The following is a 19,380-nucleotide window of genomic DNA, read 5'->3' on the forward strand; positions in this document are numbered from 1 at the left end:
AGGGGGTCGCGTCAGCGACCGGTCTTCGGGGCCTTCCAGCGGGCGATGCCGCGGGCCACCAGATTGAGGATCATGACGAAGGCGATCAGGACGAGCGCTGCGGCCCAGGCCCGGTCGTAGGAGGCGTCACTGCCGACCTTGTACTGCTCCCAGATGTAGAGGGGGAGCGAGGACTGGGCACCTTCGAAGGGGTTGCCGTTGATCAGCTGGGTGCCGAAGACCAGCAGCATGATCGGGGCGGTCTCGCCGGCGATGCGGGCGACGGCCAGCATGAGGCCGGTGGCGATGCCGCCGATGGCGGTGGGGAGCACGACCTTGAGGATCACGCGCCACTTCGGCACGCCGAGGGCGAGGGCGGCCTCGCGCAGCTCGTTCGGGACGAGCTTGAGCATCTCCTCGGTGGAGCGGACCACGACGGGCATCATCAGGATCGACAGGGCCATCGCGCCGGCGAAGCCGGAGGGGCCGAAGCCGAGCGCCAGGTTCCAGGTCGTCAGGATGAACAGGCCCGCGACGATGGAGGGGATGCCGGTCATGACGTCGACGAAGAAGGTCACGGCCTTGGCGAGCTTGCCCTTGCCGTACTCGACCAGGTAGACGGCGGTCAGCAGGCCGATCGGCGCGGCGATCAGGGCGGCCAGGGCGACCTGCTCGATGGTGCCGAGCAGTGCGTGGTAGACGCCGCCGCCCGGCTCGAAGCTGGTGACGCCGTTCATCGAGTGGGTGAGGAAGTCGGCGCTGAACGCCTTCAGGCCCCGGCTGACGGTGATCCAGATCAGCGAGAGCAGCGGGATGACCGCGAGGATGAACGAGACCCACACGAGGGAGGTCGCGATCCGGTCCTTGGCCTGGCGGCGGTTCTCGACCACCGCGCTGGCGGTGTACGTGATCGCGACGAACAGGATCGAGGCGATCAGGCCCCACTGGATCTTGCTTTCGAGGCCGGCGACGGCGCCGATGCCGCAGCCGAGGGCGATCGAGAGGGCCGCGATGCCGGCCGGGGCCCAGCGGGGCAGGCCGCCGCGGGTCAGGCGGGCGGGGGCGGCGGACTTGCGGGCCGGTGCCGGCCGCTGGTCCTGGAGTGCGTGGCTCATCAGGCGTTCGCCCCCGAGAAGTCCTTGCGTCGGGCGATGATCAGCCGGGCTGCGCCGTTGACCAACAGGGTGAGCAGGAAGAGCACCAGGCCGGAGGCGATCAGGGCGTCACGGCCGAACTCGTTGGCCTCGTCGAACTTCGCGGCGATGTTCTGCGCGAACGTGCCGCCGCCCGGGTCGAGGATGTGGCCGGAGATCAGGAAGCTCGGGGAGAGGACCGTGGCGACGGCCATGGTCTCGCCGAGGGCGCGGCCGAGGCCGAGCATCGAGGCGGAGATGACGCCGGAGCGGCCGAAGGGCAGCACCGACATGCGGATGACCTCCCAGCGGGTCGCGCCGAGGGCCAGGGCGGCTTCCTCGTTCATGCGCGGGACCTGGAGGAAGACCTCGCGGCTGACGCTGGTCACGATCGGCAGGATCATGATCGCGAGCAGGATGCCGACGGTGAAGAGCGAGCGGGCGACGCCGACCTGGGTCTTGTCGAAGACGTAGGTCCAGCCGAGGTACTCGTCGAGCCAGAGGTTCAGCCCGTTCAGCTGCGGCACCAGGAAGAGGGCGCCCCAGATGCCGTAGATGATCGACGGCACGGCGGCCAGCAGGTCGACCACGTACGCGAGGGGGGCGGCCAGCTTGCGCGGCGCGTAGTGCGAGATGAACAGGGCGATGCCGACCGCGATCGGAACCGCGATGGCCATCGCGATGATCGAGCTGACGACGGTGCCGAAGAGCAGGACGGCGATGCCGAAGACGGGAGGGTTCGCCGACGCATTCCAGTCGAAGGTGGTGAGGAAGTTCCCCTCGTTCTTCGACAGGGCGATCGAGGCGCGGTAGGTGAGGAAACCGGCGATCGACGCCATGATCACCAGGAGCAGGATGCCGGAGCCCTTGGAGAGCCCCGCGAAGATCTTGTCACCGGCGCGGCCGGTGGACCTTCCGCTCTTGGTGACCGGCGGAGCCTGGTCTATCTGCGTGGGTGTGGTGGAAGCCATGGTCTTTCCGGTCTTGGTGGGGGGCAATGCCCCCTGGCGGCGGTGCACCGGATCCCCTGGGTGGAGGGGAGGGTCCTCCGGGCCGGGCCGATCGGACGGGATCGGCCCGGGCCCCGAGGCTCAGTGGTTCAGGACAGCGAGTTGATGGCTTCGCGGACCTTGGTGATGATCTCGGCCGGGATCGGCGCGTAGCCGTTGTCGGAGAGGACCTTCTGGCCCGCGTCCGAGGCGGTGTAGTTCAGGAAGGACTTCACGGTCGGCAGCGTCTCGGCCTTGTTGCCCTTGTCGCAGACGACCTCGTACGTCACCAGGACGATCGGGTACGCACCGTCGGCCTTGGTGGTGTAGTCGAGCTTCAGCGCCAGGTCGGAGCCGGTGCCGGCGATCTTGGCGGCGGCGATGGCCTTGGAGGCGCTCTCGGAGGAGGCCTTCACCGGGGCGGCCGCGCCGGTGTTGATGTCGACCGTCTTGATGTTCTGCGAGCTGGCGTAGGAGAGCTCGAAGTAGCCGATCGCGCCGTCAACGGCCTTGACCTGCGAGGCGACACCGGCGGAGCCGGAGGCGGCCTGGCCACCGGGGGCGGGCCACTTCTTGGCGGCCTCGTACGTCCAGGCGTCGGGAGCGGCGGCCTTGAGGTACTTGCCCAGGTTCTCGGTGGTGCCGGAGTCCTCGGAGCGGTGGAACGCCTGGATCGCGGTGGAGGGAAGCGTGACGCCGGGGTTCAGCTTCTTGATCGCCTCGTCGTCCCACTTCTTGATCTTGTCGTTGAAGATGTTGGCGATCGTGGCGGCGTCGAGGTTCAGCTTGTCCACGCCGGCGACGTTGAAGCCGAGCGCGATCGGGCCGCCGACCATCGGCAGGTCGATGCCCTGACCGCCGGTGCAGACCTTCTTCGACTCCTCGACGGCGTCGGGCTTCAGCGCGGAGTCCGAGCCTGCGAAGCCGACGGTGCCCTGGTTGAAGGCGACGATGCCCTCACCGGAGGAGGAGGACTTGTAGTTCACCTCGACGCCGGAGCAGGCGGCCATGTAGTTCTTCACCCACAGGTCGACCGCGTTCTTCTGCGCGGAGGAGCCGGAGGCGAGGAGCTTGCCCTTGGCCCCGTCGCACTTGACGTCGCCCGGGGCCGGGGCGGAGGCCTTCGGGGTGTTGCCACCGGCGTCGGTCTTCGTGTTGTCGTCCGAGCCGCACGCCGTGAGGACCAGGGCGCCGGACACGACGAGGGCCCCGAGGGCGGAGGCACGAAGCCGGTTCTTGCGCTGAAGCTTCACTTTCGGGTGTTCCTTCCGAGGAGCCGCCGGCCGCTTTCTGGATCGGGGCGGCGTGCGAAGAGGACTACGGGGTCGTGTGGTGCGGGCGCCTTGCTTTTCCCGGCGGCTCGCACCGTGCGGTACCGAAATTAGGCAGAACAGGTGAAGCGGTCGACGGGGGTTGGTGAACGGAGGGTGAACCATGGCGGACGGCCCGGTGCGGATGGGGTGGTTTGTACCTGGGCGCAATCGGGCGTTATCCGCCCGTTATCCCGCCGTGACCTTCTCGGGTCGCCGGTGGGGGTGGCCGGAATTCGCCGTTGCCGCCGCTGGGGGCGGGGACCGGTGCGGTGAGGTCCGCCGTGCGGTGACCTCCGTGGTGCGGTGACCTCCGTGGTGCGGTGACGCCCGTGGGGTGACGTCCGTGCGGTGACGTCCGCGGTGCGGAGGGGCCCCTGCGCGCAGGGGTCCTCCATCCACCTTTCCACCGTTGCGCCCGCTCCGCCCGGCCCGGCCCCGCCCCCCCCGTATCCGGGCGGGCGGGGCCGGGCCGGGGAGCGCGTCAGGAGGCCGTCGGGACCGGGTGCCAGATGTGGTGGAACGAGAGGCGGGCAGCCAGGGCCGCGTGGCGCTGGTCGGCGTGCAGGACGCCCAGGGCGTAGGCCGTGGCCGGGGCGATCCGGGGGGTGCGGGCGGCCGTCGCCGAGGCGGTGGCCGCCTCGGAGGCGTCGCGGTGCACGTCCAGTGCCCGGCCCGCCGCGGCGAGCCGGGCCACGTCCCCGCCCAGCGCCTCCCGGGCGTACCGGTGGACCCGCAGCAGGCGGCGCACCTCGTGCCAGGAGCCGTCCGCGTGCGCCGAGTACGGGGTGCTCTCGCCGGTGTCGGGCAGGGCGGCGACGGCCGTGCCCAGCCGGTCCTCGGTGACCGCCGCGAGCGGCACCAGGACGTCCTCCACCCGGCCCCGTGCCGCGACCGGGTCGAGCGGCACCTCCGAGGCCAGCACGGCGACGGCGTCGGCGACCGCGTGGAAGCGGGACGAGCCGAGGGCCTGGAGGGTCGTGGAGTGGGCGCGGGTGCGCGCCAGCGTGAGCTGGCGCTCCAGCAGGGCGCCCGCGCGCGCGGAGCCCACGGTGAGGGCCCCCGCGGAGGCCCCGTTGCCGCGGGGCGCCGGGACCTCGGGCGACGCGGAGAGCCGTTGCAGGGCCTCCATGAGGCGCGACAGCCGGGCGGCGTACGCGTGCTCGTCGGCCAGGGTGGAGGAGAGCCAGACGAGCTCGGTGCGCAGGGAGTCCGCCCACGCCGACTCGGTCACCACCCGGAAGGTGCCCAGCGAGCCCGCGATGCGGCGCGCGGCCCCCCGCAGGCCGCGCGCCGCCTCGCTGCTTTCCGCCGCGTCGGACCCGCTTTCCTCGTGCACGCGCAACCCCCGCAGGAACGCGGTGGCCTGGGAGCGCAGGTACGCGCCGAGCACGTCACCTGCGGTCGGGTCATGGTTTGGCTGAGCCACGCCGGCGCCTCCGGGCGTCTATGAGCATCTCCTGAACGTGCCGCAGCGGCTGGCCCTCGGCGTCGGTGCTGTGCCGGGTCCATTCGCCGTCCGGTCCCAGGTGCCAGGAGGAGGTGGCGTCGGACATGCCCGTCTCCAGCATCCGGTCCAGGGCCGCGCGGTGGGCGGGGTCGGTGACCCTGACCAGTGCCTCGATGCGGCGGTCGAGGTTGCGGTGCATCATGTCGGCGCTGCCGATCCACACCTCGGGCTCGCCGCCGTTGCCGAAGGCGAAGACCCGGGAGTGCTCCAGGAAGCGGCCGAGGATCGAGCGGACCCGGATGTTCTCCGACAGCCCCGGGACCCCGGGCCGTACGGCGCAGATGCCGCGGACCCAGATGTCGACGGGGACGCCCGCCCGGGCGACCCGGTACAGGGAGTCGATGAGGGCCTCGTCGACGATCGAGTTCATCTTGAGCCGGACGTACGCGGGCCGGCCGGCCCGGTGGTGGTCGGCCTCCTTCTCGATGCGCGAGACGAGTCCGTCGCGCAGGGACTTGGGGGCGGTCAGCAGCCTGCGGTAGGTCTCGCGCCGGGAGTAGCCGGACAGCCGGTTGAACAGGTCGGAGAGGTCCGCGCCGACCTGCGGGTCGGCGGTGAGCAGGCCGAGGTCCTCGTACAGGCGGGCGGTCTTGGGGTGGTAGTTGCCGGTGCCGACGTGGCTGTAGCGGCGCAGGGTGTCGCCCTCCTGGCGGACGACGAGCGAGAGCTTGCAGTGGGTCTTGAGGCCGACCAGGCCGTAGACCACGTGGCAGCCGGACTCCTCCAGCTTGCGCGCCCACTTGATGTTGGCCTGCTCGTCGAAACGGGCCTTGATCTCGACGAGTACGAGGACCTGCTTGCCGGATTCGGCGGCGTCTATCAGGGCGTCGACGATCGGGGAGTCGCCGGAGGTGCGGTACAGCGTCTGCTTGATCGCGAGGACGTCCGGGTCGGCGGCGGCCTGTTCCAGGAAGGCCTGCACGGAGGTGGAGAACGAGTCGTACGGGTGGTGGAGCAGCACGTCGCGCTCGCGCAGCGCGGCGAAGATGTCGGGCGCGGAGGCGGACTCCACCTCGGCGAGGTCACGGTGCGTGCCGGCGACGAACTTCGGGTACTTGAGCTCGGGCCGGTCGAGGGAGGAGATCCCGAAGAGGGCCGTCAGGTCGAGCGGGCCGGGCAGCGGGTACACCTCGGCGGCGGAGATCTTCAGTTCCTGGACCAGGAGGTCCAGGACGCCGGGGTCGATGGACTCCTCGACCTCCAGGCGCACCGGCGGGCCGAAGCGGCGCCGCATGAGCTCCTTCTCCAGGGCCTGGAGGAGGTTCTCGGCGTCGTCCTCCTCGACTTCGAGGTCCTCGTTGCGGGTCACGCGGAACATGTGGTGCGCGAGCACCTCCATGCCGGGGAAGAGCTCCTCCAGGTGCGCGGCGATGACGTCCTCCAGCGGGACGTAGCGCTGCGGGGAGGCCTCCAGGAAGCGGGACAGGAGCGGCGGGACCTTGACGCGGGCGAAGTGGCGGTGGCCGCTGACGGGGTTGCGCACGACGACGGCCAGGTTCAGGGACAGGCCGGAGATGTACGGGAACGGGTGCGCGGGGTCCACGGCCAGCGGGGTGAGCACCGGGAAGATCTGGTTGCGGAACAGGGTGAAGAGGCGGGCCTGCTCCTTCTCGGTGAGGTCGGGCCACCGGATGAGGTGGATGCCCTCCTCGGCGAGCTGCGGGGCGATGTCCTGCTGGTAGCAGGCGGCGTGCCGGGCCATGAGCTCGCGCGAGCGGGTCCAGATCAGGTCCAGCACCTCACGGGGCTGGAGGCCGGAGGCCGAACGGGTGGCGACGCCGGTCGCGATGCGGCGCTTGAGGCCGGCGACGCGGACCATGAAGAACTCGTCGAGGTTGCTGGCGAAGATCGCCAGGAAGTTCGCGCGCTCCAGCAGCGGGGTGGCCGGGTCCTCGGCGAGTTCGAGGACGCGCTCGTTGAAGGCGAGCCAGCTGCGTTCGCGGTCCAGGAAGCGGTTCGCGGGCAGCTCGCCGCTGTCGTCCCTGTCCTCGTAGGCGTCGAGATCGGCGTCGAGGTCGGGATCGAGGTCCGCCGCGTGGGGGCGGTGCGCGGCTATGGAGCCGAGGCGCGCCCTCGTCCTGGCCGTCTGCGCCTGCGCCTCGGCCTTGGCCTGCGCCGGTGTCTGCGCGGCGCTCGGCCGGGTGAGGGCCGACGCGGGTGCCGCGGCATCGGCGGGGCCGGTGGTGGCGGCGTTGCGGGACGGCTGCTGGGCGGGGACCTCGGTGGGGCCCGCGGGGCTCGCGCTCGGCTGGTGGCTCATGTCTCCATTCTTCCGCGCACGGGGGAGGACAGGCGCGTCGGAAGTGTCCGCCGTCAGGCGGAGGCGGTGCTGCATGTCCGGAGACTGGCAAGCGCGTCTTAATGCCCGGTTAATGGCGTATGGCTTCCTGGGTCCGGCTGGCGCACGGTTGGCGCGGTGGGGGGCGCGGGGCGGGGTCGGGGCTGGGTGGGGCCGGGGGGGGGGGGGGGGGCCCCCCCCCGCCCCCCCCCCCCCCCCCCCCCCCCCCCCCTCAGCTCTCCGTGCGGTACATGAGGTCCACCTCGTGCGTGGTGAAGCCGAGGCCTTCGTAGACCGCCAGGGCCGCCGGGTTGTCGGCGTCGACGTAGAGCATCGCCGTGGGCAGGCCCGACGCGGCCAGGTGGTGGAGGCCGATCGCGGTCAGGGCCTTGCCGAGGCCGCCGCCCTGTGCGCCGGGGCGGACGCCGACCACGTAGACCTCGCCGAGCTGCTCCTCCGCGTGGACCTTCGTCCAGTGGAAGCCGATCAGCTCGCCCTCCCGCTCCGCGAGGAAGAAGCCCTTCGCGTCGAACCACGGCTGCGCCATGCGGTCGTCCAGGTCGCGCTGCGTGAGCGAGCCCTGCTCCGGGTGGTGGGCGAAGGCGGCGGCGTTGGCGGCGAGCCAGGCGGTGTCGTCCTCGCCGGGGACGAAGGTGCGGACGCTCACGCCGGGCGGGAGGGCGGCCTCGGGCAGGCCCGCCGCCCCGGGGCCCAGGGGGCGGCGCAGCTGGCGCAGTTCGCGGAAGAGAGTCAGGCCGAGGACCTGCGCCAGGTGCCGGGCCGCGGACTTGCCGCCGTGCGCCCACACCCGGATCCGCTTGCCGGAGGCGTGCAGCAGGGCTGAGCCCAGGGCCCGGCCGTGGCCGCGCCCGCGCAGCGCGGGGTGCACGACGAGCTCGGCGGCGGGGGCCTCCACCGGGTCGGTGTCCTCCAGTTGTCCGTATCCGGCGAGCCGGTCGGCGTCGGTCAGGAGGAAGTGGCGGATCCCCTCGCGCGGGCCGCCGCGCAGCTGCAGGCGGCCCTGTTCGGAGACGGCGGTGGTGCCGTCGCTGCGGGCCGCTTCGTGGATGAGGTCCAGTACGGATGCGGCCTGTTCCTCCGTCAGCTCGTCGAGGATCTCGATGTGCCGTCCCGGCTCCAGGGCCGCTGCTGCGTCAGTCATGCTCTGAGCCTACGACCGCCACCCGGGGTTGGGGCCTTCCGCAGGTCCGGGCCCCGTGGGTTCCTGGACATGGACACGAGCGCGACCGGAGTGCGGACGGCTGTGCGTAACCAGCTCGCAACCCGATACCCCCTGTCGTGCTACGCGCGTTGACCATAGGCTGCGGCGGACCTCCCAAGTTGTCTCGCTGTCCACAAAGGGGAATAAATGTCAGCGAAGCCACAACGGCACCGCACTGCCCGCCGGTTGACCCTGTCCGCCCTCGCCCTCACGGCCGGGGCCGGGGCGCTGGTCGCCGCCGCACTGCCGGCCGGTGCCGCGAGTGGCGGTGGTGCGGCTCCGGGCCGCACCGTCGACGTACAGATGCTGTCGTTCAACGATTTCCACGGCACGCTGGAGCCCCCGCAGGGCTCCTCCGGCACCGTGACCGAACGTCAGGCAGACGGCACCACCAAGGCGATACCCGCGGGCGGGGCCGAGTACCTCGCGACCGCGCTGCGCGATGCCCGCAAGGGCCACGACTACTCCGTCACGGCCGCGGCCGGGGACATGATCGGCGGCAGCCCGATGCTGTCCGGTCTCTTCCACGACGAGCCGACCGTCGAGGCCCTCAACAAGATGAAGCTCGACGTGACCAGCGTGGGCAACCACGAGTTCGACGAGGGCAAGACCGAGCTGCGCCGCATGGCGTACGGCGGCTGCCACCCGGTCGACGGCTGCTTCGAGTACGGCAAGGAGTACACGGGCGCCCAGTTCCAGTACCTGGCCGCGAACGTCACGGACGAGAAGACCAAGCGTCCGCTGATGTCGCCCACCTTCATCTGGAAGAAGGGGGACGTGAAGATCGGCTTCATCGGCGTCACCCTGGAGGGCACCCCGGACGTCGTGACCGCCGACGGGGTCAAGGGCCTCAAGTTCGGCGACGAGGTCGAGACGATCAACAAGTACGCGGCCGAGCTGAACAAGCAGGGCGTGAAGTCGATCGTCGCGCTGATCCACGAGGGCGGTCTGCCCGCGAGCGGCGCGTACAACTACGACTGTGACGTCCCGGGCGCGGGCGCCGGCATCTCGGGTGCCATCGTCGACATCGCCAAGAACGTCGACCCGAAGGTCGACGCGCTGGTGACCGGCCACACGCACCAGGCGTACTCCTGCAACATCCCGGACCCGGCGGGCAACCCGCGCACGGTCACCTCGGCCGCCTCGTACGGCCGGCTGTTCACGGACACCACGCTGACCTACGACCGGCAGACCAAGGACATCGTCCGTACGCCGGTCAAGTCGCCGAAGCCGGTCAACAAGGTCGTCACCCGGGACCTGCCCAAGGCCCCGGACATGACCGAGCTGATCACCCGCTGGAACGCGCTGGCGGCCCCGGTCGCGAGCCGTCCGATGGGCTTCATCTCCGCCGACATCGCGGGCCGCGGCTCCGAGGCGCCGGAGAAGCCGCTCGGTGACCTGATCGCCGACGCGCAGCTGGACGCCACGTCCCCGGCCGACCGGGGCGGCGCGCAGCTGGCCATCATGAACCCGGGAGGCATCCGTGCCGACCTGGCGTACAAGGCCGCGGGCGCCGAGGGCGACGGCGTGGTGACGTACGGCGAGTCGTACACGGTCCAGCCGTTCAACAACCTGATGAACGTGGTGGACCTGACGGGCGCGCAGCTGATCACCGCGCTCCAGCAGCAGGTCAGCGGCACGGTCAACGGCCCGAACCCGAAGATCCTGCAGGTGTCGAAGGGCTTCACGTACACCCTGGACATGACGAAGTCGGGCGCGGACCGGATCGTCGTGGACTCGGTGCGGCTGAACGGCGCGGCGATCGACCCCGCCAAGACCTACCGGGTCGCGATGAACGAGTTCCTCGCGGGCGGCGGTGACGGCTTCACCGTCCTGAAGGAGCACAAGAACAAGCTGGTCGGCATCCCCGACCTGGAGGCCTTCAACAACCTCCTGGCGAAGTCCTCGGCCGCGGCCCCGATCGCCCCGCCGGCGGCGGACCGGATCACGGTCGTCAAGTAACACCCGCGTACAGCACGCCCTGAGGGGCGGTGGGCCTTTCGGCCCGCCGCCCCTCAGGCGTTCCGTGGCACGGCAGTGGCAGTGGCTACAGCGCCGCGAGGAACTTGGCGACGGCCTCGTGGAAGCCCGCCGGGTTCGTGAACGGCACGAAGTGGTCCCCGTCCAGGGGCGTGTACGAGGTCCCGGGACGCCGGGAGACCATCGCGTCGGCCTGTGCCTGCGGGAGCGAGGTGCTGCGGACGCCGTGGACCAGTACGGCCGGGCACGCGCTCCCGAGCCAGGCGTCCCAGTGGTCGCCGCGGCAGGCCTCGACGGAGTCGAGCATGTCCTGGGGGTGGAACGGCAGCCGCCAGCCCCCGTCGGGGAGCGGGCGGAGCGCCTGGGCGACGAACTGGGAGCCGATCGGGCCGGCCGCGGCGAGGAGTTCCTCCGGGGTGGGGGCGGAGTACCGCATGCCCTTCAGGAAGTCCATCCACGCGCCGTCGGCGGGGTTGATCTCGACGGAGGCGTCGATGCCGACGAGGGCCGAGATCCGGTCGGGGTGGGCGGCGGCCAGGTGGACGGCGTTGAGCCCGCCGAGGGAGTAGCCGAGGAGGGCGACGGGGGCGTCGAGTCCGAGGTGGTCGAGGAGCGCGACGGCGTCGGCGACGTATCCGGCGCGGCTGTAGTCGGGGGCCCGGTCGGAGTCGCCGTGGCCGCGCTGGTCGGGGGCGATGACCCGCCACGCGTCGCCCAGGGCCTCGGCGAGGCCGGCGAAGGCGAGGCCCTCGGACATGCCCCCGTGCAGGGCGAGCAGCGGGCGGCCCGGGCCGCCGAAGTCCAGGTACGACAGCGTGCGGTCGTCGATCGTCAGCGTGTGGCGCATGGTTCCGCTCTCCCCTGTGTGTTCCGCGGTGGCGGCTGTTGTGTTCCGCGGACATGAGCCTGCCAGGATTTGGGCAAGCGCGCAATACGTTTGTCTTGGGCAAGCGCCCAAAAATCTGGCACGGATACGATCCCGGCATGGGAAATCGCGAGGACCTGCTGGCCGGAGCGCGCCGCTGCCTGGAGGAGAAGGGGTACGCGCGCACGACCGTGCGCGACATCGCCTCGGCGGCGCAGGTGAGCATGGCCGCGATCGGCTACCACTTCGGATCGCGCGAGGCCCTGCTCAACCAGGCGCTGTTCGCGGCCCTCGACGAGTGGGCCGCCGGCTCGGGCCGGCTCGCCGGGCAGGGCGCCACCCCCGAGGAGCGCTACGCCGACACCTGGGACCGCAAGAGCCGCGACTTCCTCGACATGCGCTGGCTCTGGCTCGCGAACATCGAGGCCTTCGTGCACGCCCAGTCCTCGCCCGAGCTGCTCGCCGTGCTGGCCGAGGGGCAGAACCGGTCCCGGCGCATGGTCGCCGCGCAACTGGCCGGGGTGCCCGAGGAAGAGGTCGCGCAGGAGGACGTACGGGCCCTCGGGTCGGTGCACATCGCGCTGCTCAGCGGGGTGATGGTGCAGGCCCTGACCGATCCGGAGCAGGCGCCGACCGGGCGGGAACTCGTCCGCGGGCTGCGCCGGATGGTGGAGCTGCTCGAAGAATCCGTGCCTACCGACGGGTAGTGAAGGCCGGTCCGCGCAGGCCATAATCCCGTCCCGACAACGGAGCGGCGAAGGGGCGGGCATGGCAATGCACAGGCGTGCGTTTCTGACCGGAGCGACGGCGGTGGGCGCCGCGGCGCTCACGGGACTCGGGGCGGCGGCCCCCGCCTCCGCGAGAACCCTCGCCGCCCAGGACTGGATGGCCGGCCTCGCCGACTCCACCCCGCTCCAGCGGATGACCATCCCCGGCACCCACGACTCGGGCGCCACCAAGGGCGGGCTCTACGTCGCCTGCCAGAACACCTCGATCGCCCAGCAGCTCGACTCCGGGATCCGGTTCCTGGACGTCCGCTGCCGGGTGACGGGCGGCTCCCTCGCCATCCACCACGCGGCCTTCTTCCAGGACCTGATGTTCGGGGACGTCCTCGTAGCCTGCTGGAACTTCCTCGCCGCGCACCCCTCCGAGACCGTCCTGATGCGCGTCAAGCAGGAGTACTCCGAGGAGAGCGACGCCACCTTCCGAGCCGTGTTCGACGACTACCTCGACCACCGGGGCTGGCGCCCGCTCTTCCGCATCGGCGACGCCCTGCCCGCGTCGCTGGGCCAGGCCCGCGGCAAGGTGGTGCTCCTCGCCGACAACGGTGGTCTGCCGGGCCTGCGCTACGCCGACGGCAACGTCTTCGACGTCCAGGACGACTACAACGCCGAGCCCTTCGCCAAGCGCGGCCGGATCGAGAACCAGTTCCGCAAGGCCGTCCAGCAGCCCGGGAAGCTGTTCGTGAACTACGTCAGCACCGCCGCCTACATGCCCCCGCGCTGGAACTCCGACCGGCTGGGCCCGCAGGTCCACTCCTTCGTCGACGGCGGCGAACTGGCCGGCCGCACCGGCCTCGGCATCGTTCCGATGGACTTCCCCAACACCCGGTCCGGCCTGGTCGACTCACTGATCCGGCACAACTGACGCCGTCGACGGCGGCGGCGTCGGGGCGCCCGGCAGGCGCAGCACCGCCTCCGTGCCCCGGCCCCCGTCGGCCGCGGCGCGCAGCACGGCGGTGCCGCCCGCCCGCTGGACCGTACGGGCCACGATGGACAGGCCCAGCCCGCTGCCGGGCAGCGCGCGGGCCGACGGGGACCGCCAGAACCGCTCGAAGACGTACGGGAGGTCCTCGGCCGGGATGCCCGGCCCGTGGTCCCGTACCGTCAGCTCGCCCGCGCGCAGCGAGACCTCGACGGCCGCGCCCGGCGGGCTGAACTTCACGGCGTTGTCGAGGACGTTGACCACGGCCCTCTCCAGCGCCGCCGCCTCGCCCCGTACGTACCAGGGCTCCAGCGCGGAGGTGAAGACCAGCTCCGGGCCGCGCAGCCGGACCCGGGACAGCGCGGCGGCGGCGGTCTCGTGCAGGGCCACCACCCCGAGCGGGGCGTGCGGGGCCGCGTCCGGGCGGGAGAGCTCCTGGAGGTCCCCGATCAGCGCGGCCAGCTCCGTCATCTGCGCCTTCACGGAGGCCAGCAGCTCGCGCCGGTCCTGCGGCGGGATGGCCCGGCCGGTCTCCTCGCTGCGCGCGAGCAGCTCGATGTTGGTGCGCAGGGAGGTCAGCGGGGTCCGCAGCTCGTGCCCGGCGTCGGCGATCAGCTGGGCCTGGCGTTCCTGGGAGGAGGCCAGGGCCGCCGTCATGGAGTTGAAGGAGCGCGACAGGCGGGCGATCTCGTCGTCCCCCTCGTCGGGGATCCGTACGGTCAGGTCCTCGGTCCGGGCGATGTGTTCGACGGCGCCGGTCAGTTCGTCCACCGGCCGCAGCCCCGTCCGGGCCACCCACAGCCCGGCGGCCCCGGCGCCGACCACCCCGACGCCGCTGACCAGCAGCAGCACCCAGGCCAGCGTGGACAGGGGCTTCTCCACGTCGCCCAGCGGCTTGGCGATGGAGACGCCGAAGGCGGGCCCGGCCGGGTTGGCCTGGAGGGTGTAGACGCGCATGTCGACGCCGTCGGGCGTGGTCACGTCGTGCAGGACGGGCTTGGCCTCCACGTCCGCCGCGACCTGCCGGTCGGTACCGGTCACGGGCAGGTCGGGCTGCCCGCCCACCCAGCAGCGGGTGCCGTCGGACAGCACGATCTGCACGGTCGCGTTCAGGTTCCCGGCGATCTGCTGCGTGGGCTTGGGCGGCTGGACGACGCAGCCCTCCCGCAGGGTCCGCGCCACCTGCGCGCTGACGTTCGTCGACATCAGGGAGCGGTCGAGCTGGTCGCGCAGCTGGGTGCGCACCATCACCCAGGCGACGGCGGCGACGGCCGCCACCGCCACCGCCACGGCGACCGCCACCAGCAGCGCGAGCCGCGAGCGCAGCGGCAGCGCGCGGAATCTGGCGGCCGGGCTCACTCGGGGCCGCCCTCGCCGGCGCGCAGGACGTAGCCGACCCCGCGCACGGTGTGGACGAGGCGGGGCTCGCCACCGGCCTCGGTCTTGCGGCGCAGGTACATCACGTACACGTCCAGGGAGTTGGAACTGGGCTCGAAGTCGAAGCCCCACACGGTCTTCAGGATCTGCTCGCGGGTCAGGACCTGGCGCGGGTGCGCGAGGAACATCTCCAACAGGGTGAACTCGGTCCGGGTCAGTTCCACGGCGCGGTGGCCCCGGGTGACCTCGCGGGTGGTGAGGTCCATGCGCAGGTCGCCGAAGGACAGGACGTCGGCGGGGTTCTCCGGGGCGGCGGAGGGGGCGGCGTAGGAGCTGCGGCGCAGCAGGGCGCGGACGCGGGCGAAGAGTTCGTCCAGCTCGAAGGGCTTGACGAGGTAGTCGTCGGCGCCCGCGTCGAGGCCGGTGACGCGGTCGCCGACGGTGTCGCGGGCGGTCAGCATCAGGATCGGGGTGACGCTGCCGGAGGCGCGCAGCCGGCGGGCCGCGGTCAGGCCGTCCATCCGGGGCATCTGGATGTCCAGGACGATCAGGTCCGGGGCGTACGTGGCCGCCTGGTCGAGGGCGTCGAGCCCGTCGACCGCTGTCCGGGTCCCGTAGCCCTCGAAGGCGAGGCTGCGGCGCAGGGCCTCACGGACGGCCGGCTCGTCGTCGACGACGAGGATGCGCTGCGGTTCGCCTTCGGCGGCGTTCATCGGCGGGTCCCCCTGGGTGGTGGTCGTGGTGGTGTCCGCGGCCGGGGCCGGGGCCGGGGTGGTGACCCGGGCCTCGGGCGGCGGACGTGCGGGGTCCGTCCCGCGGAGGTCTGCCCCCAGCGTCGCACGGGAGCGCCGCGGCCCGGTGCGGCTGCGCCCGGAGGCGGGTGCCGTACCGGGCGCGGAGCCGGTGGCGGGGTCAGAACCAGGAGGTGCCGGAACGGCCGCTGCCCGAGCCGTTGCCACCCGTACCGGAGTCGGATCCGCCCGTGCCGCCCGTGCCGCCCTTGCGGAGGCCGTCGAGGTCGGCCTTGATCGTGTTGACCGGGATGGCGAAGCCGAGGCCGACGCTGCCCGCGGAGGAGCTGTCGCTGGAGGGGGAGTAGATCGCGGAGGGCATGCCCACGATCTCGCCGTTCAGGTTGACGAGGGCGCCGCCGGAGTTGCCCGGGTTGAGGGAGGCGTCCGTCTGGATGGCCTTGTACGAGGTGGTGTTCGAGCCGGTGTCCCCGTTGAACTGCTGCCCGTCGTAGGAGAACGGCCAGCCGCCGCCGCCCTGGCCGCGCTGGGGGGACTGCTGCTGCTCCGACTTCGGTACGTTCACGTCCCGGTCCAGGGCCGAGACGATGCCGCTGGTGACGGTGCCGGTGAGGCGATCGGGGGAGCCGATGGCGACGACGTCGTCGCCGACGCGCAGCTGGTCGGAGTTGCCGAGCTTGGCGGGCTTGAGACCGCTCGCGCCCTGGAGCTTGATCAGCGCCAGGTCCTTGTCCGGGTCGGTGCCGACGGTCTTGGCGGCGTACTTCTTGCCGTCGCTCATCGTCACCTGGATCTCGGAGGCGCCGCTGACGACGTGGTTGTTGGTGACGATCTCGCCGTCGGCGGTGATCACGATGCCGGAGCCGGTGCCCTGGCCGGAGCCGGTGCGGGTGTCGATCCGCACCACGGAGGGGCTGACCTGCTCGGCGACGCCCGAGACGGTGCCGTTGCTGGACTGGGAGACGTTGGTGCCGTTGAAGCCGCCGCCGATGGAGCCGTTGTGGCCGAGGAACTGCTGGACGGCGGCGGCCGTCCCGCCGCCGATCACGGCCGCCGCGAGGGCGACGGCGGCGAGCAGCGCGACGGGGCGCTTGGCGCGGGCCGCGTGGGCGGGGCCCACGGGGGCGGCCGGGGCGGCGGATCCCCAGGCGGCCCAGCCGTTGCCCGCGTGGCCGCCGTTGCCGTGGCCGCCGTTGCCGTCGCCGTCGCCGCCCGCCGGGACGGTCTCGCCCTGGATCACGGGGGGCTGGTGCGCCTCGTGCCAGCCGGGCGCCGGCGCGGCCGGCGGGTATGCGGGCGGCGGCGGGTAGGCCCCGGCCCCGGCCCCGGTGTCCTGTGCCAACCGGTCGCGGCCGCGCTGCCAGTCCTCGCCGAAGGGCGGGTTCTGGGCCGGCCGGTTCTCCTGCGGGTACTCGCCTTCGCGGCGGAAGCTCTCGGTCATGTCTCCGACTGTGTCGCCGGATCATGAGAGCTTCCTGAGTCCCGGCTGAGAAGCCCGACAGAACCGTGTATGCCCGATATAAGGAGGTGGGTCGAGGGGGGTGCGTGCCGGCCCTTCTGCCTCGCCCCTTTCCCCCTCGGCACGGTCGGCCCGCGGGTTTTCGCCCTCCTCGTGAGGGCCCTGGGCCGGCCCTGGCCCTGGCGGTCGCGGGAGGGGGTCAGCGGCAGCCGCAGGAGCGGCGGACGACCAGAGCCGAGGGGAACTGCTTGAGGCGTTCGCGGCGGGAGCCCGCCACGCGCAGGGCGTCGTCCAGGACGAGGTCCACCGCCGCGCGGGCCATCGCCGGGCGGTCCGAGGCGATGGTGGTCAGCGGCGGGTCCGTCAGGGCCGCCTCCTTGACGTCGTCGAAGCCGGCCACGGCCAGCTGCTCGGGGACGTCGATGCGCAGCTCGCGGGCGGCCCGGAGCACGCCGATGGCCTGGTCGTCCGTCGCGCAGAAGATCGCGGTCGGCCGGTCGGGCCGGGCCAGGACCTCCAGGGCGACCGTGTAGGCGTCGTAGCGGTTGTACGGGGCCTCGATGAGCCGGCCCTCCACCGAACGGCCGGCTTCGAGCATGGCCCGTCGCCAGCCCTCGACGTGGTCGGCGACCGGGTCGCCGACGGACGGGGTGTTCTCGACCCCGCCGATGCAGGCGACGTACTCGTGCCCGTGCTCCAGCAGGTGCCGGGTGGCGAGCTGGGCCCCGCCGATGTCGTCCGTGACCACCGCGACGTCGTCGATCGCCTCGGGCCGCTCGTGCAGCAGCACGATGCGGGCGTCCCACGCCTCGATCTCCGAGGCGGCGCGCTCGCTCATGCCCTGGCTGACCAGGATCAGGCCCGACACCCGCATGCCGAGGAAGGCCCGCAGGTAGTGGACCTCGCGCTCGTCGCGGTAGTCGGAGTTCCCGACCAGGACCATCTTCCCGCGCTCGGCGGCGGCCTGCTCGACCGCGTGCGCCATCTCCGCGAAGAACGGCTGGCGGGCGTCCGGGACGATCATGCCTATGAGGTCGGTGCGCCGGGACGCCATCGCCTGCGCGACCCGGTCCGGGCGGTAGCCCAGATCCTTGATCGCGGCGAGGACACGCTCGCGCGTGGCCGGGGCAACCGGCCGGGGTCCGTTGTTGATGACGTAGCTCACGACGGCGGTAGACGTACCCGCAAGTCGTGCAACGTCATCCCGCGTCACCTTGGCCACGCGCGGCAGTCTACGCGGGGTGACCTACCTCTGGGCAGGGCGTCCTGCCGAGTGGATGGTCACAGGGGATTCCTCCGTCCGGGGGGCCGTGCCGGCCAGGTCGGCGCCCTGCGCCGCGGCCGACGCCGCGGCCGACGCCGCCGCCTGCTTCGCCGCGGCCCGTTCCGCCGCCTCCGCCGCCGCCCGTTCCACCTTCTCCGGCGTGACGAAGCGGTAGCCGACGTTGCGGACCGTGCCGATCAGCGACTCGTGCTCGGGGCCGAGCTTCGCGCGCAGCCGCCGTACGTGCACGTCGACCGTCCGGGTCCCGCCGAAGTAGTCGTAGCCCCAGACCTCCTGGAGGAGCTGGGCCCGGGTGAAGACCCGGCCCGGATGCTGGGCGAGGTACTTCAGCAGCTCGAACTCCTTGAAGGTCAGGTCCAGGACCCGGCCCTTCAGCTTCGCGCTGTACGTCGCCTCGTCGACCGACAGGTCGCCGTTGCGGATCTCCATCGGGGAGTCGTCCGAGCCCAGCTGCTGGCGGCCGGTGGCCAGCCGCAGCCGCGCCTCGACCTCGGCCGGTCCGGCGGTGTCGAGCAGGACGTCGTCGATGCCCCAGTCGGCGGTGACGGCCGCGAGGCCGCCCTCGGTCACGACGAGGATCAGGGGGCAGCCCGGTCCGGTGGACCTCAGCAGCTGGCACAGCGACCGCACCTGCGGCAGGTCGCGGCGGCCGTCCACGAGGATCACGTCGGCGCCGGGGGTGTCCACCAGGGCCGGTCCCTCGGCCGGGGCGACCCGGACGTTGTGCAGCAGCAGGCCGAGTGCGGGCAGCACCTCGGTCGACGGCTGGAGGGCATTGGTCAGCAGCAGGAGAGAACTCATGCCCGACCACCTGCCCGCGTCGGGTGGTCGTGCACGTGCGGGTGCACGGTTCGCTGGTCCATCACGTCGGTTCCTCCTCGGTCCCGTCGAGGACGTGCGTGGTACTGCTTCGTACGACTGGCCTGGCGTCCGGCCCGGCCCCCGCGCCCTGGGGTCCGGATGGATACCACTGTTCTCGGTTCGTTCAACGTGCTGAAAGCACAAAAGGACCCGGGGGCTACGTTGCCCGGATCCTCTACGCCGCCAGAATAGCCCACCCTCCCTTGCGGGGCCGAGGGCTGCCGTGCACCGCATTCTGTGGTTCCTGCCACGCCTTCCCCCTGCGTATGCCCTGGTTTCACCGGATCGGTGGACCCCCGGAGGGATCCCCGGGCGCACACGGGGCGCGCTGGCGCACGCCGGGGTGGTGACCCGGAGGGGTCATCATGGAGGCCGACGGTAGAGAGCCGACGGAGCCGACCACGAGAGGAGCTGCAGTGGCAACCGGAACCATCCGCTACTGGGCGGCGGCGAAGGCCGCAGCCAAGACGGCGGAGGAGCCGTACTCGGCGCGCACCCTGGCCGAGGCGCTCGACGCAGTGCGGGAACGCCATCCGGGGGAGCTGACCCGGGTGCTCCTGCGCTGCTCCTTCCTCGTGAACGACGAGCCGGTGGGCAAGCGCCCGCACGATGCCGTCCTGCTGACCGAGGGGGGCACCGTAGAGGTGCTCCCGCCGTTCGCGGGCGGGTGAGCGGA

Annotated in this window: 16 protein-coding genes; 4 read left to right on the forward strand and 12 right to left on the reverse strand. The window is 72.2% G+C overall.

The features are described from left to right. Positions 1 to 11 precede the first annotated feature (11 nt). The 6 genes from pstA to mshD form a co-directional block, all read right to left on the reverse strand. Positions 12 to 1,094, reverse strand: coding sequence for a phosphate ABC transporter permease PstA (pstA, locus tag ACEPPI_RS04735; RefSeq protein ID WP_373913962.1), 1,083 nt, complete (start codon positions 1,092 to 1,094; stop codon positions 12 to 14). Beyond that, complete coding sequence (gene pstC, locus ACEPPI_RS04740) at positions 1,094 to 2,083, reverse strand: phosphate ABC transporter permease subunit PstC (RefSeq protein WP_373913963.1); 990 nt, start codon at positions 2,081 to 2,083, stop codon at positions 1,094 to 1,096. The genes pstA and pstC overlap by 1 nt, the downstream gene beginning before the upstream one ends. A 128-nt stretch (positions 2,084 to 2,211) precedes the next feature. After that, positions 2,212 to 3,354 (reverse strand): phosphate ABC transporter substrate-binding protein PstS, encoded by a 1,143-nt coding sequence (gene pstS, locus ACEPPI_RS04745; RefSeq protein WP_356220362.1) that lies wholly within the window; start codon positions 3,352 to 3,354, stop codon positions 2,212 to 2,214. Between the two features lie 541 nt (positions 3,355 to 3,895). After that, on the reverse strand, positions 3,896 to 4,840 hold the full coding sequence (locus tag ACEPPI_RS04750) for a CHAD domain-containing protein (protein WP_373913964.1): 945 nt from the start codon (positions 4,838 to 4,840) through the stop codon (positions 3,896 to 3,898). After that, positions 4,821 to 7,181, reverse strand: coding sequence for an RNA degradosome polyphosphate kinase (locus tag ACEPPI_RS04755; RefSeq protein ID WP_373913965.1), 2,361 nt, complete (start codon positions 7,179 to 7,181; stop codon positions 4,821 to 4,823). The genes ACEPPI_RS04750 and ACEPPI_RS04755 overlap by 20 nt, the downstream gene beginning before the upstream one ends. A 250-nt stretch (positions 7,182 to 7,431) precedes the next feature. Further along, entirely contained in the window at positions 7,432 to 8,361 is a 930-nt protein-coding gene (gene mshD / locus ACEPPI_RS04760; protein ID WP_373913966.1) for a mycothiol synthase, read from the reverse strand. Between the two features lie 207 nt (positions 8,362 to 8,568). On the opposite strand from mshD, the gene ACEPPI_RS04765 reads away from it, so the two are divergent. Then, positions 8,569 to 10,383 carry a bifunctional UDP-sugar hydrolase/5'-nucleotidase gene (locus tag ACEPPI_RS04765; protein WP_373913967.1) on the forward strand — a complete coding sequence of 605 codons (1,815 nt, stop codon included), beginning with the start codon at positions 8,569 to 8,571 and terminating at the stop codon, positions 10,381 to 10,383. Between the two features lie 85 nt (positions 10,384 to 10,468). Here the strand turns inward: ACEPPI_RS04765 and ACEPPI_RS04770 are convergent, their stop codons facing one another. Next, entirely contained in the window at positions 10,469 to 11,248 is a 780-nt protein-coding gene (locus tag ACEPPI_RS04770) for an alpha/beta fold hydrolase (protein ID WP_373913968.1), read from the reverse strand. A gap of 137 nt (positions 11,249 to 11,385) precedes the next feature. Between ACEPPI_RS04770 and ACEPPI_RS04775 the strand changes: the two genes are divergently transcribed. Then, positions 11,386 to 11,973, forward strand: a complete 588-nt coding sequence (locus ACEPPI_RS04775) for a TetR/AcrR family transcriptional regulator (protein WP_373913969.1) — start codon at positions 11,386 to 11,388, stop codon at positions 11,971 to 11,973. A 67-nt stretch (positions 11,974 to 12,040) separates the two neighbouring features. Next, complete coding sequence (locus ACEPPI_RS04780; RefSeq protein WP_373914048.1) at positions 12,041 to 12,913, forward strand: phosphatidylinositol-specific phospholipase C; 873 nt, start codon at positions 12,041 to 12,043, stop codon at positions 12,911 to 12,913. Here the strand turns inward: ACEPPI_RS04780 and ACEPPI_RS04785 are convergent. The 5 genes from ACEPPI_RS04785 to ACEPPI_RS04805 all read right to left on the reverse strand — a co-directional run bounded on the left by ACEPPI_RS04785 (position 12,893) and on the right by ACEPPI_RS04805 (position 18,644). Continuing rightward, positions 12,893 to 14,329 (reverse strand): sensor histidine kinase, encoded by a 1,437-nt coding sequence (locus tag ACEPPI_RS04785; RefSeq protein ID WP_373913970.1) that lies wholly within the window; start codon positions 14,327 to 14,329, stop codon positions 12,893 to 12,895. The two genes, ACEPPI_RS04780 and ACEPPI_RS04785, sit on opposite strands and share 21 nt — an antisense overlap. Beyond that, the gene (locus ACEPPI_RS04790) at positions 14,326 to 15,060 is read right to left on the reverse strand and encodes a response regulator transcription factor (RefSeq protein WP_373913971.1); all 735 of its coding nucleotides are present in this window, start codon (positions 15,058 to 15,060) and stop codon (positions 14,326 to 14,328) included. The genes ACEPPI_RS04785 and ACEPPI_RS04790 overlap by 4 nt, the downstream gene beginning before the upstream one ends. Before the next feature lie 199 nt (positions 15,061 to 15,259). Next, positions 15,260 to 16,540 (reverse strand): S1C family serine protease, encoded by a 1,281-nt coding sequence (locus tag ACEPPI_RS04795; RefSeq protein WP_373913972.1) that lies wholly within the window; start codon positions 16,538 to 16,540, stop codon positions 15,260 to 15,262. Positions 16,541 to 16,757: 217 nt separating this feature from the next. Then, complete coding sequence (locus tag ACEPPI_RS04800) at positions 16,758 to 17,780, reverse strand: LacI family DNA-binding transcriptional regulator (protein ID WP_356212986.1); 1,023 nt, start codon at positions 17,778 to 17,780, stop codon at positions 16,758 to 16,760. Positions 17,781 to 17,804: 24 nt separating this feature from the next. Then, positions 17,805 to 18,644 carry a response regulator transcription factor gene (locus ACEPPI_RS04805; RefSeq protein ID WP_373913973.1) on the reverse strand — a complete coding sequence of 280 codons (840 nt, stop codon included), beginning with the start codon at positions 18,642 to 18,644 and terminating at the stop codon, positions 17,805 to 17,807. A gap of 476 nt (positions 18,645 to 19,120) precedes the next feature. On the opposite strand from ACEPPI_RS04805, the gene ACEPPI_RS04810 reads away from it, so the two are divergent. Beyond that, a complete protein-coding gene (locus ACEPPI_RS04810; RefSeq protein WP_030718384.1) occupies positions 19,121 to 19,375 on the forward strand; it encodes a MoaD/ThiS family protein in 255 nt (84 codons plus the stop codon). Positions 19,376 to 19,380 lie beyond the last annotated feature (5 nt).

Source organism: Streptomyces sp. AB3(2024) (assembly GCF_041862025.1).
GTDB lineage: Bacteria > Actinomycetota > Actinomycetes > Streptomycetales > Streptomycetaceae > Streptomyces.

Coding starts and splice junctions, on each gene's coding strand:
- ACEPPI_RS04775 (WP_373913969.1), top strand. CDS start 11,386: ATGGGAAATCGCGAGGACCTGCTGGCCGGAGCGCGCCGCTGCCTGGAG.
- ACEPPI_RS04765 (WP_373913967.1), top strand. CDS start 8,569: ATGTCAGCGAAGCCACAACGGCACCGCACTGCCCGCCGGTTGACCCTG.
- ACEPPI_RS04770 (WP_373913968.1), bottom strand. CDS start 11,248: ATGCGCCACACGCTGACGATCGACGACCGCACGCTGTCGTACCTGGAC.
- mshD (WP_373913966.1), bottom strand. CDS start 8,361: ATGACTGACGCAGCAGCGGCCCTGGAGCCGGGACGGCACATCGAGATC.
- ACEPPI_RS04755 (WP_373913965.1), bottom strand. CDS start 7,181: ATGAGCCACCAGCCGAGCGCGAGCCCCGCGGGCCCCACCGAGGTCCCC.
- pstA (WP_373913962.1), bottom strand. CDS start 1,094: ATGAGCCACGCACTCCAGGACCAGCGGCCGGCACCGGCCCGCAAGTCC.
- ACEPPI_RS04795 (WP_373913972.1), bottom strand. CDS start 16,540: ATGACCGAGAGCTTCCGCCGCGAAGGCGAGTACCCGCAGGAGAACCGG.
- pstC (WP_373913963.1), bottom strand. CDS start 2,083: ATGGCTTCCACCACACCCACGCAGATAGACCAGGCTCCGCCGGTCACC.
- ACEPPI_RS04780 (WP_373914048.1), top strand. CDS start 12,041: ATGCACAGGCGTGCGTTTCTGACCGGAGCGACGGCGGTGGGCGCCGCG.
- ACEPPI_RS04805 (WP_373913973.1), bottom strand. CDS start 18,644: ATGAGTTCTCTCCTGCTGCTGACCAATGCCCTCCAGCCGTCGACCGAG.
- ACEPPI_RS04790 (WP_373913971.1), bottom strand. CDS start 15,060: ATGAACGCCGCCGAAGGCGAACCGCAGCGCATCCTCGTCGTCGACGAC.